Raw genomic sequence first — 17,280 nt, 5'->3', positions numbered from 1 at the left:
CCGCCAGCAAAAAAGGCGCCCGGCCTGCCACAAATGGCTGCCGAACGCCTTCAGAGTACTATTAAGATAAGCGGGTACTGAAGTCCTCATATCCGAACTCGCGGATCACTTTGATGCCCTCTTCGTCATTGTAGGATACAATGGCCGGCAGATTCACGCCGTTGAACATATGGTTCTTCACCATAGAGTAGATGGCCATATCACAGAATACTAGCCGATCTCCATATTTCAGCGGTTCCGGGAAGGAATAATCACCGATAACATCTCCAGCCAGGCAGGTCATGCCACCCAGTCTGTAAGTGTACGGATGCTCGCCGGGCTGCCCGGCACCGATAATGTTCGGGCGGTAAGGCATAGCCAGAACATCCGGCATATGACATTCCGCCGAAGTATCGAGAATGGCAATATCCATGCCATTGTGCATCACGTCCAGAACGGTAGCTACCAGGTATCCGGCATTCAGCGCGATCGCTTCGCCCGGCTCCAGGTAGATCTCAACGTTATATGTTTCTTTCATATGAAGAATGCAGCGGATCAGGGTCTCCAGATCGTAATCCTCACGGGTGATATGATGGCCGCCGCCAAAATTAAGCCATTTCATGCCATGGAGGTACTGGCCGAACTTCTCTTCTACGACCTTAAGCGTACGCTCCAGCGTATCCGAGTTCTGTTCGCACATCGTATGGAAATGCAGTCCATCAATGCCTTCCAGCTCTTCAGGACGGAAATTAGGCAAGGTAACTCCCATTCTTGAATAGTTATAGCAAGGATCATACAGCGGTACTTCAATCTCTGAATATTCAGGATTGACGCGAATACCGCAGCTGATGGCCTTTGGTGCAGCTTTCACACGGTCCTTGAACCGGTTCCACTGGTCAAACGAATTAAACACAATATGATCACTATATTTGAGCAGCTCATCGAACTCTCTGTCCACATAAGCAGGTGCATATACATGTACCTCTTTGCCCATTTCTTCGTAGCCCAGACGGGCTTCGAACAAGGAGCTGGAGGTTACGCCATGCAGATATTTACCGACTAACGGATACATTGAGTGCATCGAGAAGCCTTTTTGAGCGAGCAGAATCTTAGCACCTGTACGTTCCTGAACATAATTCAGTGTTTCCAGGTTCTTCGTGAGCAGGCGCTCATCCACAAGATAGCAGGGTGACGGGACAGCGCTGATATCGATATCCATGATTAAACCCTAATCCAGCAGCGTTGGCGAGAAATCTTCCTGCCAAGGCAGCCCGTGTTTATTCAAAGCGTCCATGAATGGATCCGGATCAAACTCTTCCACATTATATACGCCCGGTTTTTTCCAGATGCCTTTGATAATCAGCATTGCGCCGATCATGGCTGGAACACCAGTGGTGTAGGAAATGGCTTGTGAACCCACTTCTGCATAACACTCTTCGTGCACGCACACGTTGTAGACATAATAAGTTTTAGGTTTACCGTCTTTGGTGCCTTGAATAATGCAGCCAATGTTGGTTTTACCTTTGGTTCTAGGTCCCAGGGAAGCAGGGTCAGGAAGCATAGCTTTCAGGAACTGCAACGGGATAATTTCTTTACCTTCATACATAATAGGCTCGATAGAAGTCATACCTACGTTCTCAAGCACTTTCAGGTGAGTCAGGTAATTCTGGGAGAAAGTCATCCAGAAACGGATCTTCTTCACACCCTTGATATTTTTAGCCAGGGACTCCAGCTCTTCATGATACAAAAGGTAGATATCCTTCGGACCGATTTCCGGAAGGTCGTATACCTTCTTCTCGGACAATGGTGCCGTTTCAATCCATTCTCCGTTCTCGAAATAACGGCCGTTAGCTGTGATTTCACGGATATTGATCTCAGGATTGAAGTTGGTAGCGAACGGATAACCATGGTCACCTGCATTCGCATCCACAATATCAATCGTATGAATTTCATCAAAATAATGCTTTTGGGCATACGCCGTGAACACACCGGTTACACCAGGGTCAAAGCCGCTTCCTAGAAGCGCTGTAATACCCGCTTGTTCGAATCTTTCTTTATAAGCCCACTGCCAGGAGTACTCGAATTTCGCAGTATCCTGTGGTTCGTAGTTAGCCGTATCCACATAGTGAACTCCGGTAGCCAGGCAAGCATCCATGATGGTCAGGTCCTGATATGGGAGAGCAACGTTAATCACGACATCCGGCTGGAAGCTCTTGATCAGTGCAATAACTTCATCCGTATTGTCCGCGTCGAGTTGTGCCGTTTGAATCTTTGTACGGCCTCCGTCTAATTTATCTTTCAGCGCGTCGCACTTGGCGACCGTTCTGCTTGCAATACAAATCTCTTCGAATACATCCGGGTTCTGGCAGCATTTATGAACGACAACACTAGCAACTCCGCCGGCACCAATAATTAAAGCTTTTCCCAAATTCAAAACCCCCTAATTTCCGTTTGCAAAAAATCAACAAGGCTGATTATACAGAAAACAATTCAATTAATCAATAAAAATCGACAAAAATTGATATCCTTTCTGTAAAAACTTTGATTAACCCTCTCAAAACACTAAAATGCATGAAAATACACTTAAATCCTCCGTTTTCCTCTGATTTGAGGCGTTGTTACCACGGGTAAGCTCTTTCTATTATGCTCTATTCTCCAGAATTCATAAGACCATCGTTATTTCATTACCCTGTCCCTATAGAATCAAGCACTCACAAGCATCCTATATTAAACGATAAAGGATGATTTCATCCATTAAATTGCCATTTATCGCTCCATAATGCGTGAATTACTGCACATTCGCGTTTTGACAGCTGGAAGATTCAGGAGCATAATTATCCTCGGCGTGTTTGCGACAGGAGGATGATCATATAATGAAAAAAGATTTCGACTTAAGAAACAAACCCATATTAGTATTCACATTTATTCTGCTGCTCAAAAGTGCTGTAGCCTGGTTCGTTGTATTCAGCGACGGCCCCTCGTGGAGTATGCTGCTTACAGAAATCCCTTTCTTCCTAATTGTCTTTGGACTGATTGAATGGATGGCCACCAAGCGGAAGTTTCTATATTATATGGCAGCCAACCTGTTCATTTCGGTAATCTATTTCTCCGTTCTGATGTATTACAAATATTATGGAGTGATTGTCACCTACCATGCGCTGGAACAGGCGGATAAAGTAACCAAGGTAGGTGAAAGTACCTATTCGCTGCTCGATCCCTACTATTTATTTATTTTTGTGGACATCGTTGTTTTCATGTTCTATATGTTCCGGCCAAAGTACATTGCCATTTGGAAGAACAGAGGTATGAAAAAGATGAACCGTACCGCCCTGATCGGAATCATGAGCGTATCGGTTGCACTTTGCCTCTTCAACATTTGGCCGAACCATGCCAGCATGAACGAGAATAAGAAGGCCGAAAGCATGGGACTTCTGAGTTACGAAATGTACACGATTTTTGCCGACAGTACCGAAGAAGAAGAAATTATTGATGCCAAAGACATTTCCCAGCAGGCGGTTAATGATCTGAAGGGTATCTCTGATCCGGTAACTCCACTGTATCAGGGTGTAGATAAGAACAAGAACCTTATTGTCATCCAGATGGAATCATTCCAGAATTTCTTGATCGGGCTTAAGATCGACGGGCAAGAGATCACCCCGAATCTGAATAAGCTGGTGAAGAACGAATTCTTTTTCAATAACTTCTATACAAATGCAGGCCAAGGCACAACGTCGGATGCGGAGTTCGTAGTCAACACATCGCTGTATGTGCCGCACCACGAAGCTGCTACTTCTTCCGATTATATGGACAAAACACTACCCAGCCTGCCGCGTCTGATGAGCGCTAACGGTTACAGTACATCTACATTCCATACAAACAGCGTAGAATTCTGGAACCGTAAAGCCCTTTATAAGGCCATTGGCTTTGACAAGTATTACGATCAAGCCTTCTATGGGGATGATGATCATATCGCATTCGGTTCATCCGACGAGGTGTTGTTCGCCAAGACGCTTCCTGAGCTTGCCAAGCTGGATGCGCAGGATCAACCTTTCTATGCTATGGTCATCTCCATGAGCGCCCATCATCCATATGATATGCCGGAATCCAAAATAAGAATTAAGCTTCCGGAGCGCTATGACGGCACTTTGGTCAGCCATTATATCCAGGCTCAGAATTACGCGGATTACGCGATGGGGCAATTCCTTGACGGTTTGAAAGCCAGCGGTGTCTGGGATAACAGTGTCATTGTATTTTATGGAGATCACCAGGGACTTCCGCTCTATTCACTTGGCGGTGATGAAAAGGATCTAATGAAGGAAATGGTCGGCCGTGAGTATGGCTACACAGATATGTTCAATGTTCCGTTCATCGTCCATGCTCCAGGTGCAGGTCAGCCCGCTGTATTGAGTCAAACCGGCGGTCAGATCGACATTCTGCCGACGGTAGCGAACCTGCTGGGCGTGTCTGTAGAGAACCAGCTCCACTTCGGTCAAGACCTGTTCAACCAGACCACGAATCTGTTGCCTGTGCGGCATTTCCTGCCGACCGGCTCGTTCATCAATGACACAAGCATGTTCCTGCCGGGTGTCGGCTTTGAAGATGGAACCAACTATAATCTGCTGGACAATTCCATCACCAAGGATACCTCGACTGTGGAACAGTTCAATGCGGTTCAGCGTCTGCTGAACATGTCGAGCAGCTACATTCACCAATTACCGGATCTGCCTAAAGATGATGGCGGCAGCCAGAACGAGTAGATTTATGAACTTATTATAATCCTACATTGTTAACGGGGTGTTCACGCGGCAATTTCTTATGCTGCGTGGACATCTTTTTCTTTTGGGTTAAAAAAGTACTTTGGGAGACGCTCCGTGAACGGACCGTAAAAAAACTTGGATCTTCACTAGGCGCTCTGGTGGACGCTACGTGAACGGACCGTTGCTTCGATCGCTGTTGTCTCTGGATTTATTTAATTTCTTCAGCGGTAGAAATCCGGAGACAAAGACGAACGCTGCCGCTTCTCCGCAATCAGTCCGTCCTCTCCGCTGGCTTTAGCGGTAACCATCTATAAATCTTAAAACAAACCTTTAGGTTTTCAAGCCTTTAAACCTCCATGCCTTAAACCTTCCACCTTCCACCTTCCACCTTCCATCTTCAATCTTCACCTTCACCTTCACCATTCAACCCGTAAACCTCCCCCCCTTAATCCTTCCAAACACTCTCTACAAGAAAGCTCACAAAACACCATACATGCCGGAGGGCAAGAACATTTGTCTAGAAACACAGATAAGCCCGCATCTGCGCAGCAGGTACGGGCTTATCTGGATTTCTTTCTCCTTAGTCTAACTGAATCAAGGAATAACTATAGTGGTCTCCAGGTCTTTATAATAGGTTTTCAGTCGTTCGCCATTGGCATCCTTTAAGAGATTCAGCTCTTGATCAAACGTACACGTATAGGGCCGGATTGTAACCGTCTTGGGAATATGCGGGAACGTGTCGTATAGATTATCCACTGAAGCGGCGATTGGTGAGACCCTGCCATTAGGATATCCCATCTGTCTTGGGCTGATGACGTGACCTTCTTCATCCACAATCTCATAGAAAACAATAGTCGGGGCATATTCACCAGTCTGCTCCGGCGCTATAGGCACTGCTCCCTTGCTGTCGATCATCAATCGGATGGTGGCTGGCGTGATATCCAGATGGGTAACGGTATAGCTGAAGGAGCCTCTGCTTGCGCCCTGGTTTGGAGTCAGATTGATTACTCCCGCCGTCACCTTCTTCACAGTGGTCTGGAACTCAAACGGCTCTGCGACTTGTGCAACGGGTACACGGATATGAACCGTGAACTCATCCCCGTAGGATGCTGTATTTTTGAGCTCATTCAGTTCCAATAAAAGCGTGTTCGGCCGCCCCTCTACGTCGCCTGTTGCAGATGATCCGAATTCAATAACCTCCCCCGACGGCAAGGTGACGCTAGGAATCCCCAATAAACCTTTGGTTGATTGGTCGAAATCCTGAGTCGCGAAATTTGTGATTTGGGCTAGCACCCGTTCATCCGCAATTCCACTTCGCTCGAAACCGATGGCCAGCCGGGTACCATCATAAAATACTTCTGTAACGCTTAATGTCACCCCGTCATGCGTCACACTCAAACCGGGGGTCGTCGTCATTCCTTGTTCGGCAGCCAGCTTGAGCCCCGGATCCTCTGTATGTTCAAAAATACTGCTCAGCACCGGAATCTGCCGCAACGTGTCTGCCCACGCCGGGGAGATGAATCCTGCAGCTATTGTGCATATTCCGAGTATTACGGCGGCACTTGCAGCAGCTATTGTCTTTCTTATCAGTCCGCCCTTCGGTGTTAAATTTACCTCCGCATGCTCTATACGATTCATAATTTGCTCGCTGTAGCTCTCTACCGGCAACTGCATTTTTCCAATAACCCGGCGAATATCCTCATCGTTTAGAACTTCACTTGGAGTCTGCCACTTCTCCATGATGGTAACCTCCTTCATACTCTTTTTGCTGAATCAGCTTCTTGCGCAGCCGCTCATATTTCTTCCGGAGAGCCGCCGGTCTGCGGCCGGTAATTTGGGCAATTTCTTCAAAGCTGTATTGTTCTACCGCATGAAGAATCAAGAGGCCGCTTTCCTCCGATGTGAGATTTACCAAGAGACTTTCTACCAGCGAATCATCCTGCGGTACATCACCATTACGATTCAGATGCATTTCATAAAGGGACAGCATTCGTTTGTGGCGCTTTTTCCTGCGAAGCTGATCCAGACAATGATGATAAGCTACCTTATATAGCCAAGCCGAAAAGGATATGTGCTTCTCATACCGTCCAAGCTGCTGATATACCTTCACAAAAATGTCCTGCACCGCATCCTCTGCTTCTTCACGGCTTCTCAATAGGTAATAGCAATAGGTATAGATCTGTTTTTCATAGGCTCTGATCACAGTTGCATAAGCTTGTCGCTCACCTTGACGCACTTTATGAATTGCTGCTTCGATTAGATTTGGATTCGCTTGGCCCCCGGGGTTACGTTGCTCCAAAAGAATCACCTCCGTTTCTTCTTCCAACTATATAACGAAAGACATTTATCGATTTGTGACATTTAAATACAATTTATATAAAAAAGATGTTCTCGTCCTCTTACCATACAACGCAAATAAACCATGCGCTTCTGAAATGACGGAGAAACCTGCATTTTCAGAAGCATATGGTTGTTTATTGCGATATAACGGTGATCCTTTATTTAAACTTCATTTAGCGTGATATACGAGCTTATTCGGCTATGGCAAGAGATTCAGTAGTCTGCTTAATATCTGCCTCAACTTTTACAGGAGTGCATTCCAGCAGATATACTCTGCTCTCGTACGGTCTGAGGGCGATGGTCTCAATGGATGAACCTGCGGGAACCTCATAATTATTAAGCAGAAGCTCGCTAGACACTACTTCCAGCCCGATGGGGAGATCGAATATTGCCTCACGCGCCGAGAGGTTCGACAATACGAGCAGCTTCTCGGTTCCGAGAGTACGGGTGTAGGCATAGATCTGCTCATCCTCCGGCAGCATCAGGTCGTAGGTACCGTACACAGTAACCGGGGAACTGTCCCGCAGCGCAATCAGCTTCTTATAATGATGATAGATCGAATCCGGATCCTGCTTCGCTTTCTCAACGTTAATGTCGGTGTAGTTCGGGTTAACCTTCATCCAAGGCTTACCGCTGCTAAAGCCCGCGTTCAATGAACCGTCCCACTGCATCGGTGTTCTGGAGTTATCCCGGCCATTCTTCCAAATGACTTCCATAATCTCTTCATGGCTGCGCCCTGCTGCAAGCTCCAGCCGGTACATATTCTTCATAGCCACGTCATCGTAGTCGTCCATTGAATCGAATCTGACATTGGTCATGCCGATCTCCTGACCTTGATAGATAAATGGAGTTCCCTGCATCAGGAAGTACATCGTAGCCAGCGCTTTGGCCGATTCCCGCCAGTACTCACTGTCATTCCCCCAGGTGGAGACGCTGCGAGGCTGGTCGTGGTTCTCTATAAACAACGCGTTCCAACCTTTGCCTTCCAAACCCTTCTGCCAGCGGGAAAGAGCGGATTTCAGTTGTACCACATCCAGCCCGCCCGTAATGCTCTTGTTCCACAAGGCCAAATGCTCAAATTGAAAAATCATATCGAATTTGCCCTGCTCCTCACCAACCCACTGTTCGGCCTGCTCCACGGTTACTCCGCTAGCTTCACCAACAGTCATAATATCGTAGCGGTCAAAGGTCTCCTGCTTCAACTCCTGAAGCAAATCGTGGATACCCTCACGATTCATATGTCCATCCCCGGAAGGAACGAACGGCAGATTTAGTGGATTCGGCAGATCCGGGAATCCGGCGATTTTTTTAATATGAGAAATGGCATCTACGCGGAAGCCGTCAATTCCTTTATCCAGCCACCAGTTAACCATGTCGTACAGCTCCCTGCGCACTTCAGGGTTCTCCCAGTTCAGATCAGGCTGTCTTGTGGAGAACACATGCATGAAGTACTGTCCGGACAAGGGATCAAGCTCCCACACAGAGCCGCTGAATATACTTTCCCAGTTGTTCGGCTCGCCGCCATTGACTGGGTCACGCCAAATGTAATAATCACGCTTCGGATTCTCTTTGGAGGAACGCGCCTCTACAAACCACGGATGCTCATCGGATGTATGATTAATAACGAGGTCGAGAATCAGCTTCATGCCCCGGGCATGCGCTTCATGAAGCAACTGATCGAAATCAGCCATGCTTCCGAATTCCTGCATAATGTCCTGGTAATCCGAAATATCATAGCCGTTATCGTCATTGGGGGATTTATAAATTGGACAAATCCAGATCACCTTAATCCCCAGTTCCTGCAGATAATCCAGGCGGGAGATAATTCCCTGCAGATCTCCGATTCCGTCTCCGTTACTGTCCATAAAGCTACGCGGATAAATTTGATAGGCTGTGGCTTCTTTCCACCATATTTTGTTCACGAGATGCGCTCCTTTGGGTTCCATACTAGTATTTAGGAAAATATTTTCCCGATTATTTGAGATAAAGAACTTTTTTTACTGAAATCGAAACATTTTCGACTTAAAAATAGATAAATAAGATCAAAACATAGGAAATTATTTTCCCTCAGCGTCATTATAAGAACTTTTATTTTCCCGGTCAACAACAATCTTTTGAATTATAGCAGATATCCGTGATATGCTGGTCAATAAGAAACCATGTCTGGAAAGTTCTGGTGATATAACTTGAAAACGACGATCAAAGATATTGCAACAATGGCGGGTGTGTCGATCTCCACCGTTTCCCGCGTGGTCAATAACAGCAAGCCTGTTAATGAAGAGATCAAGAAGCGGGTCATGGACGCCATCCGTCAGACCAATTATCGGCCCGATGTTACCGGTACAGGTAGCGCGCCCATTAATTCCATGTTGATCGGTATCATTATCCCGCATAACAGTAATACTGTACTTGATGATTTCAGTATGGGAATCCGTACCATTGCCGAGCTGTACGGCTATGACATCATGTTCGGCCTTACGGACGGAAGTGTAGACAATGAACTTCATTACATGAAGATGTTCCAGCGGGCCGGAGCCCAGGGACTTATCCTGGTTGGTTCCGAGCTGGACAAACCGCACCTGGAGATTCTGGGAGATTCACCCGCCCCATGTGTGCTTGCGGGTCAGCAATCAAATGTCCCCTTCATTCCGTCCGTACATTTGGACAATATCACAGCATCCTATGAAGCGGTCACCTACCTGATTCAAAAAGGTCATCGCCGCATCGCAATGATTCGCGTAGCTGGTGACAATGCGGTGGGTGGTGACCGTTATAAAGGTTATAGCCAAGCGCTGGCGAATTCCGGTATTGCTCTTCAAGAGAGCTGGGTGGCAGAGTGCGGACTTTCGGCACAGGATGGCATGGACGCGATGCGCAGAATTATGGAGAGCGGTGCGCAGCCGACAGCGATATTCTGTTCCACAGATTGGATGGCGGTGGGAGCCATGAATTATCTGCTCGATCAAGGCCTGCGGATACCTGAAGATATATCCGTCTTCGGTTTCGACAACAGCCTGATGTCTACCCTCATGCGTCCGAGATTGTCCTCTGTGGATTACTCGGGCACGGAGATTGGCATGACAGCGGCCCGCCATTTAATCAAGCTGATGAGAGGCGAAACAGTGACACCTCATCATGCCAACGTTGCCCATTACTTGCAGATTCGTGAAAGCACTGGAGAGGTTACCAAGTCCACAATAACGGGGTGATTGGATGCCAAGCCTTATTCTCGAAGGAGGTACCCTGCGTCCAATATTCAGCGCGGGAGTCATGGATGCGCTGCTGGAGCAGGATTTAATGTTTCCTTATTGCATTGGCGTCTCTGCCGGGATATGTAACGGTTTCTCCTATATCTCAAGACAGAAACGCAGAAACCTGGATATCCTGGAGCAATACCGCAATGACAGCCGCTATATCGGGTACCGGAATTTCCTGCGTTGCCGCAGCCTGTTCGGCCTGGATTTTATCTTTGGTGAGATCCCTGCTAAGCTTATCCCGTTTGATCTGGAGGTATTTCAGAACTATGACGGGCAGCTGCTCGTCGGGGTAACCAATGCTCTTACCGGCCAGCCGGAGTATATGAACGGTAAAGAAGTTGACGAGCAATGGACCATGCTGCGCGCGAGTTGCGCCATTCCGCTCTTTGTTCCCGCGATACATATGAATGGAACTGCTTACTACGACGGAGGATTATGCGATCCTATACCTATTCGCAAAGCCATTAACGACGGCAATCAGAAACATCTGATTGTTCTGACTCAGCCCAAAGGGTATGTCAAGGAATTCAAGAAGCAGAATGCAGTAGCCTCCAGGCTGCTAAAACGCAAATATCCTGCTCTGGAGCAGACGCTCCTGAACAGGCATAAGGTTTATAATGAAACCGTTGCGTTCTGTGAACAACTGGAGCAGGAAGGACACGCTGTCATTCTCCGCCCAAGCCGTCCTCTTAATAGCTTTGAGAAGGATGTCACCCGGTTACAGGACAATTGCAATCATGGGTATGAACTGGCGCAGAACCGGATGGACGATATCCAGGGGTTATTTCATTAATTTTAAGCCGATTTGTAGGATGGCTCCCGAAGATTTGCTCTAACCGTAGCCGCAGTATCAGGATTAGCGGATGAAACATCTTTTACGGAGGTTAGAGTCACTTCCAAACCAGCTTGGGCATCCGTTGTACCAGTTTGTTCATCTTCCACACCAACTTGGACTTGGGTATCCTCCAAACCATCGGCTACCGTGAGATCCCCATCACCCTCCGCTTCTAGCGTCACATCAGAGATCTGGAATACATTAACTTCTTTGAACAACTGCTGCGAAAGGCCGTTAATATCAACTGCCTGCCGGGCGATATCATGAATTGCGCTAACCTGTTTCACACTGGAGGCATTGACTTCCTGAACTCCTGCAGCCGTCTCTTCTGCAATAGCAGCCACATTATGAATGGAGTCGGCCAGCTTGGAATTCATCCGCTTGGCATTATCCAACTTGTCATGGATTTGTCCGATCTGCATACTAATTTCAGCATTGGAACGATCGATTGCCTGAAAAGAATTCATCGTCTCTCTAACCTTATGATCCTGTTCCTCGAGGTTTTTCTGCGTGTCCAGGATATGGGTTTGAAAGTCCTCCATACTGCTCAGCAGATCATTAATAATTTCCTTGATATGGCCGGAAGATTGCTTCGTCTGGTCGGATAGCTGTCTTACCTCGTCAGCAATGACGGCAAACCCTTTACCGTATGCACCCGCCCGCGCCGCTTCTATAGAAGCGTTCAGGGAGAGGATATTCGTCTGTGCAGAAATCTCCGTTATCGAATTTGTAATCCGGGAGATATCCTGTGACTGCCCAGCCAATTTATTCATTGCTTCATATACCCTGCTGACTGATTGCTGGGACTGCTCCGATACCTTCTGCAAAGCTTGTACCGCTTCAGCACCTCCCCGGGTATTCGCTGTGGCTTCTTGGCCCGTACGCAGCATGACTCCCGTATACTCCGTAATGTCACTAACCTCTCGTTCCAATTCCTGGATCAGCTCCGCACATTGCTCTGACTGGCTAGCCTGACGCTCCGCCCCTACCGAGATTTCCTGAATCGCCCGGACAATATCTTGATGAGTATGAGCCGTTATTGAAGAGGATTGCTGAAAAGAATCTGAGTATACCGCCATCGATGAAGCTACGGTCCGGGTCTGGTGCAGCATATCCCTAACCCGCTCAACCATATGGTCAAAATGGTGGCTGAGTGTACCCAGCTCATCATTATAAGGAGAATTAATCTGTTGACGTAAATCTCCCGCTGATATTTCACGTACCGCAGCCTGCAGCTTGTTCACGGGCAAGATGAAAGAACGGATCAGCACAAACGCAATGATCAGTGTGAACAAGAACACAAGAGCCGCCGCATATGCAGCGATGGAAGAAGTATTATGCAGCTTGGCAAAAGATAGCTCCTGTGCCGTTTGGGCATTATCCGCAGCAGCGGCATTTAACCCCGCGTTGGACACAAGCATTTCTTTATTAACAGCGAGCGCTTTTGTATGTAAGTTATCAATTTGTTCTAGAACGGTCATAGGATCCAGACTCTCGTCACCCATAGTCTTTGCAAGCTCATCCACGTACCCTTTGTATTCAGCGGACTGGCTCTTCAGTGTCTGCAGCTGCTTGTAAGCTTGTGTATCCTGAGCGAAATCTACCTTAGCCAGTTTCTCGGTAAGCATGGTTTGCTTGGTATTGAATAGCTCAGCGAGCTCCAGATCGCTTGACTCCGCAAACGAAATCTCCACACCATTCATTTCCTGAAGCAGCTGAGTAATAGCCGATACGGTTATTCTTTTTTCCATTTCGGCCTTTTGGACTTCCATAGTTGATTCTACCTGACTGATTTGCCTGCTCTGATATAGAGCGACCCCCAGAAAAATTAGTGTGACCGCAGCAAAGCTGAAAATGAGCTTCAGCTTCATGGACAGGTGTAAGTGGCGTCCCTTCAAAATAAATCATCCCCCGTTATCAGGCATTTAATTAATAGGCACATTCTGCCAACTACCTAAATTATAGAGAAAGGATATTAACTGTTACGCACAGTTTTGTATGAGGAACGTAAACTTACATCCATACGGAAGCTTCGGGAATCGCCCGTTCAAGAGCTTCAATATAAGCTGCTGCCAGCTTGGAGAGTGCGATATTCTTATGACAAATCCAGCCTACATGAATCGTCTCATCGCAATCCAGCGGTACGGGAATGATCTCGTTGCCGTTCAAATCCTTGCTGAGCACTCCTGTGGAGATGGTGTAGCCATTTAACCCGATGAGCAGATTGAACAGGGTCGCTCTGTCGTTCACACGGATACTTTTATCATGGGATAACGTACTCAGAATTTCTTCGGAGAAATGAAAGGAGTTATATTCCCCCTGCTCAAAGGACAGATACGGATAATGCCGGAGCTCCTCGATCGTGACGATGGATTGTCGGGCCAGAGGGTTTTTGCTGCTGATAAAAATATGAGGTTTCGCATGGAATAATCCGGTGAACTGCAACCCTGCAGCATTCAGCAGCTTGTTGATGACCTTACTATTGAACTCGTTCAGATACAGGATACCAATCTCGCTGCGCAGGCTTTTGACATCCTCGATAATTTCATAGGTTTTAGTCTCCCGCAGCGCCAGCTCGTATTGTTCTTGCCCGTGCTCACGCACCAGCTCCACAAAGGCATTGACCGCGAAGGCATAATGCTGGGTAGACACAGAAAAATGCTGCGGGGACGGTCCGGAATTCAGATACCGGTTCTCCAGCAGTTCCGCCTGCTCTACCACCTGTTTGGCATAACCCAGAAATTCGGCACCCGCGAGCGTCAATGTTATCCCCTTATTCGTACGCTCAAAAATAGTAATATGCGTCTCCTCTTCCAGATCCCGTATCGCATTCGAGAGGCTGGGCTGAGAGACGAATAACCGTTTGGCTGCTTCATTCATCGACCCGCGGGCCGCTACTTCGAGTACATATTTCAATTGCTGCAATGTCATCCCCTGAAGCCCTCCTTATTCAGAAAAAGACGCTTGGAAGTCCAAGCGTCTTTTGGTTCATGTTATATGAGTCATGCCGGTATTCTGAAAAATTGAAGTTATCCCTGCTCCTGCTGAACTGCACTTTCGTCCATGTAGAGCAGTTCCCACATGTGGCCGTCCACATCCTGAAAGCTCCATTGGTACATAAAACCATGGTCCACGGGAGGATTGGATGGTTTACCTCCTGCTGACAGAGCCTTTTGGACAAGATCATCCACCTTCTCCCTGCTGTCCACCGACAAGGCTACAAGAACCTCCGTTGTCCGGGTTGCATCGGCGATATCCTTGGCAGTGAATGTCTTAAAGAACGGTTCGACCAGCAGCATAGCGAATATGTTCTCGCCAATAATCATACATGTTGCGTTCTCATCGGTGAATTGCGAATTAAATTCAAAACCTAACACAGTAAAGAAATCAATCGACCGCTGTAAATGCTTGACCGGCAAATTAACAAAAATCTGATTGGCTTGAAATCCCATTGACGGATCACCTCAAATTTAAATTATCATGCTGCCGTTCAGCTTGTCAATCTAATCCAATTCATTCCCCGGGAAATCAACATCATCATATATAGCCTTCCTGAAGTGGTTCACCTTCTACCCCGCCCCATTCGTCATTCAATAGGGTTCTGGCCTCGAATTCCCCCTTGGCAGGAACAAAGGTAATTCTGTAATAAACTTCATTCTCCTGGCAAATTTCAAAATACAGTTCGTAAGTACCTTCCACTAAAGGGAGTTCAATTGCCGCATGCATAGGGACTGACAATAATTCCAGCTTCCCGGAGTCAATCACCTCAAACGGAACAACCATCCGCCGCTCCGCGCGTGAATCAGCTTGAAAGGCCTCACAGACACTAAGCTTCACCGAGGCCCCGAAAGCTTCCTCCACGAGCGGATCAAAAGTAATATAACCAGGCTGGATAATGACTCCCTGTGCGATATTCGTATCGCCCCACTGACAATAATCCTCGTTGTAATCGCGGGACCGCACTTGAATCTGGCTGTGCGAAATAGCGAGTTCAATCTCCTGGCTCCGCTGCTGCATATCCATCCCGTGTGCTCCCTTCTCCAGAGATTACTTCGTTTTGTTCTTGTTCATATACCAATAAATCGGAAGACCGGCGAGTGTAATAGCAATACCGATTAGTGAACGCGTCGGATCATTAATTATAGTGCTGCCCAGGATATAAAGGCCCCCGACAACACCTATAATCGGAGTAACCGGATAAAGCGGAACACGGTAACGGCCTTTCTCCATCGGCATTCTTTTACGTAAGATAAAAATTCCAAATACTCCCATAGTGAAGAAAATCCATAATACGAACACGAGCAAATCAGTAAGTGTATCAAAGGTTCCGGAGAAAATATACACGATAGCCAGCAGGCTCTGGAACAGCAGTGCGTTAGCCGGTGTCTGGAATTTCGGATGTATCTTCTTCATGGCTTGGGAAAAAGGAATTTCACCCTTCTCTCCCATCGCCTGAGGAACCCGGGCTGCCGTCATCAGATAACCGTTCAGTGCACCAAGCACCGATACGATAATCCCTGCAGTAATAAACGCACCGCCGCCACTGCCGAAGAGCGCTTCTGCTGCATCCGCTCCGGGTGTCTTGGAGGATACAATAGCTTTATAAGGCAGTGCCTGAAAGATGGCTACATTAAACAACACATATACTACAATGACAAACAGAACACCGATTGAAATGACTTTAGGAAGCGTTTTGGCCGGATCCTTCATTTCTCCTGCCATATTGGTAACCCCGATCCAGCCGTCGTATGCCCATAATGTGCCGAGAATCGCGACACCAAAGCCTGCTCCGGACACCGCAACATGTACACCGCTGAAACCGGGCGCCAAATCTGAGAACAGTCCGAAAGCCACAATTCCCACCACCGGAATAAGCTTGCCAACCGTCGCCAGAGTCTGGATCACCCCGCCGTAGCGTGTCGATAGGGCATTCATAAGAAAGATAAAGATCAGAATCGCTACAGCCAGCAGCTTCTCCTGAATTCCGTTCATGGGTAGAAAGTAGCCGGAATAGGTCGCAAAGGCAATGGCCAGCGCTGCTACCGACGCCGGATAAGAAATGACAGCTTGTACCCAGCCCAGCAAATACCCGTATACTCCTCCATAAAGCTCGCTAAGATAAGTATACAATCCGCCTGATTTTGGAATAGCTGCGGCAATTTCTGCTACAGTGAGTGCGGAAGCCAGTGTAATGATACCGCCGACCACCCAGGCGAGAATACTCATCCAAGGTGTACCCGCATTACTTAGAACGATAGCCGGTTTCAGAAAAATCCCTGATCCAATGATCACACCAACAACGAGTGCCAGTGCTTGAGTAAAAGTTACCGATTTGTTGAGTGAATTCTTTTGCATAAATGACTCATGACCCTTCCTGTGGTTAATATTATCTGCCTCTGATGCGTTAAAGCATTGCATAATTATAAGTTATAATGATGTCAGGTTTCAATGGTATTTGTGAAAAAAATAACTTTTTCGGCAAGTTATTTGATTTTCGACGCAACTCTGCAAAAAGTTTGCTTTTGTGATACTAAATGCTACAATTCACCTGTGAGTCACGTTAAACGTGCCTTATAATTCTACCTTAGGGGTGTAACCAATGCCTGTAAATGCATATTTGAATTTTAACGGGAATTGCCGCGAAGCTGTGGAGTATTATGCCGAAGTGTTTGAAACAGAGAAGCCTATTATTATGACCTTTGGTGAAGGACCATCAAGTCCTGACTACCCGCTTCCGGATGAAGCCAAGCATTTGGTCATGCACTCACAGCTCATCGTTGCCGGCAGCCCGATCATGTTCTCAGATGTTTTTCCCGGCATGAAGTTCACGATTGGCAATAACGTTAATCTGACGTACATGAGTTCAAATGAGGATGAGCTAAAAGCCTTCTTTAAAAAACTGAGTAAAGACGGCAAGGTTGGCCAGGAACTTCAGGAGACCTTCTGGAGCAAATGTTACGGCTCGTTAACGGACAAATTCGGGATTGAATGGCAATTCAGCCACGAGGGTGAACAGTCGTCAATGTAGCTTTCCCACATCAAATAAAATACAAAAGGATAAGGAACCCCGGCAACGGCGCACTCCTTATCCTTTTTCTTTGACCAAATGTCT

The 17,280-nt window shown here is 47.1% G+C and carries 14 protein-coding genes; 4 read left to right on the top strand and 10 right to left on the bottom strand.

The window, feature by feature from the left end; all coding sequences use genetic code 11:
• Window positions 1-61: 61 nt before the first annotated feature.
• Window positions 62-1,198, bottom strand: a complete 1,137-nt coding sequence (gene nspC / locus ACAN55_RS14485) for a carboxynorspermidine decarboxylase (protein ID WP_379133944.1) — start codon at window positions 1,196-1,198, stop codon at window positions 62-64.
• A 9-nt stretch (window positions 1,199-1,207) separates the two neighbouring features.
• Window positions 1,208-2,407 carry a saccharopine dehydrogenase family protein gene (locus ACAN55_RS14480; RefSeq protein ID WP_379133941.1) on the bottom strand — a complete coding sequence of 400 codons (1,200 nt, stop codon included), beginning with the start codon at window positions 2,405-2,407 and terminating at the stop codon, window positions 1,208-1,210.
• 445 nt (window positions 2,408-2,852) lie between these two features.
• On the opposite strand from ACAN55_RS14480, the gene ACAN55_RS14475 reads away from it, so the two are divergent.
• Window positions 2,853-4,736 (top strand): LTA synthase family protein, encoded by a 1,884-nt coding sequence (locus ACAN55_RS14475; protein ID WP_379133938.1) that lies wholly within the window; start codon window positions 2,853-2,855, stop codon window positions 4,734-4,736.
• Window positions 4,737-5,330: 594 nt separating this feature from the next.
• Here the strand turns inward: ACAN55_RS14475 and ACAN55_RS14470 are convergent.
• The 3 genes from ACAN55_RS14470 to ACAN55_RS14460 all read right to left on the bottom strand — a co-directional run bounded on the left by ACAN55_RS14470 (window position 5,331) and on the right by ACAN55_RS14460 (window position 8,998).
• Window positions 5,331-6,476 carry a DUF4179 domain-containing protein gene (locus tag ACAN55_RS14470; RefSeq protein ID WP_379133936.1) on the bottom strand — a complete coding sequence of 382 codons (1,146 nt, stop codon included), beginning with the start codon at window positions 6,474-6,476 and terminating at the stop codon, window positions 5,331-5,333.
• On the bottom strand, window positions 6,451-7,035 hold the full coding sequence (locus tag ACAN55_RS14465; protein WP_379133934.1) for an RNA polymerase sigma factor: 585 nt from the start codon (window positions 7,033-7,035) through the stop codon (window positions 6,451-6,453). Before ACAN55_RS14465 ends, ACAN55_RS14470 begins: the two co-directional genes overlap by 26 nt.
• Window positions 7,036-7,267: 232 nt before the next feature.
• Window positions 7,268-8,998 carry a glycoside hydrolase family 13 protein gene (locus ACAN55_RS14460; protein WP_379133931.1) on the bottom strand — a complete coding sequence of 577 codons (1,731 nt, stop codon included), beginning with the start codon at window positions 8,996-8,998 and terminating at the stop codon, window positions 7,268-7,270.
• A 264-nt stretch (window positions 8,999-9,262) separates the two neighbouring features.
• Between ACAN55_RS14460 and ACAN55_RS14455 the strand changes: the two genes are divergently transcribed.
• Together ACAN55_RS14455 and ACAN55_RS14450 are read left to right on the top strand one after the other, a co-directional pair.
• The gene (locus ACAN55_RS14455) at window positions 9,263-10,285 is read left to right on the top strand and encodes a LacI family DNA-binding transcriptional regulator (RefSeq protein WP_379133929.1); all 1,023 of its coding nucleotides are present in this window, start codon (window positions 9,263-9,265) and stop codon (window positions 10,283-10,285) included.
• A 4-nt stretch (window positions 10,286-10,289) separates the two neighbouring features.
• Window positions 10,290-11,126 (top strand): patatin-like phospholipase family protein, encoded by an 837-nt coding sequence (locus tag ACAN55_RS14450; protein WP_379133926.1) that lies wholly within the window; start codon window positions 10,290-10,292, stop codon window positions 11,124-11,126.
• 2 nt (window positions 11,127-11,128) lie between these two features.
• Here ACAN55_RS14450 and ACAN55_RS14445 read toward each other — a convergent pair whose 3' ends face one another.
• From ACAN55_RS14445 to ACAN55_RS14425, 5 genes are all read right to left on the bottom strand, one after another.
• Window positions 11,129-13,039 (bottom strand): methyl-accepting chemotaxis protein, encoded by a 1,911-nt coding sequence (locus tag ACAN55_RS14445; RefSeq protein WP_379133924.1) that lies wholly within the window; start codon window positions 13,037-13,039, stop codon window positions 11,129-11,131.
• Window positions 13,040-13,181: 142 nt separating this feature from the next.
• The gene (locus ACAN55_RS14440) at window positions 13,182-14,099 is read right to left on the bottom strand and encodes a LysR family transcriptional regulator (protein ID WP_379133921.1); all 918 of its coding nucleotides are present in this window, start codon (window positions 14,097-14,099) and stop codon (window positions 13,182-13,184) included.
• Between the two features lie 98 nt (window positions 14,100-14,197).
• Window positions 14,198-14,620: a VOC family protein gene (locus ACAN55_RS14435; protein ID WP_379133918.1), complete on the bottom strand. Its 423-nt coding sequence runs from the start codon at window positions 14,618-14,620 to the stop codon at window positions 14,198-14,200.
• 85 nt (window positions 14,621-14,705) lie between these two features.
• The gene (gene comJ, locus ACAN55_RS14430) at window positions 14,706-15,191 is read right to left on the bottom strand and encodes a competence protein ComJ (protein WP_379133915.1); all 486 of its coding nucleotides are present in this window, start codon (window positions 15,189-15,191) and stop codon (window positions 14,706-14,708) included.
• Between the two features lie 24 nt (window positions 15,192-15,215).
• Entirely contained in the window at window positions 15,216-16,523 is a 1,308-nt protein-coding gene (locus tag ACAN55_RS14425; protein WP_379133913.1) for an APC family permease, read from the bottom strand.
• A 244-nt stretch (window positions 16,524-16,767) separates the two neighbouring features.
• Between ACAN55_RS14425 and ACAN55_RS14420 the strand changes: the two genes are divergently transcribed.
• Window positions 16,768-17,196 carry a VOC family protein gene (locus ACAN55_RS14420; RefSeq protein ID WP_379133910.1) on the top strand — a complete coding sequence of 143 codons (429 nt, stop codon included), beginning with the start codon at window positions 16,768-16,770 and terminating at the stop codon, window positions 17,194-17,196.
• Window positions 17,197-17,280 lie beyond the last annotated feature (84 nt).

This window comes from Paenibacillus oryziterrae (genome assembly GCF_042610485.1).
Lineage (GTDB): Bacteria > Bacillota > Bacilli > Paenibacillales > Paenibacillaceae > Paenibacillus_AQ.
The sequence above is the reverse complement of the archived record's forward strand: the minus strand, read 5'-3'. Positions and strand labels throughout refer to the sequence as shown.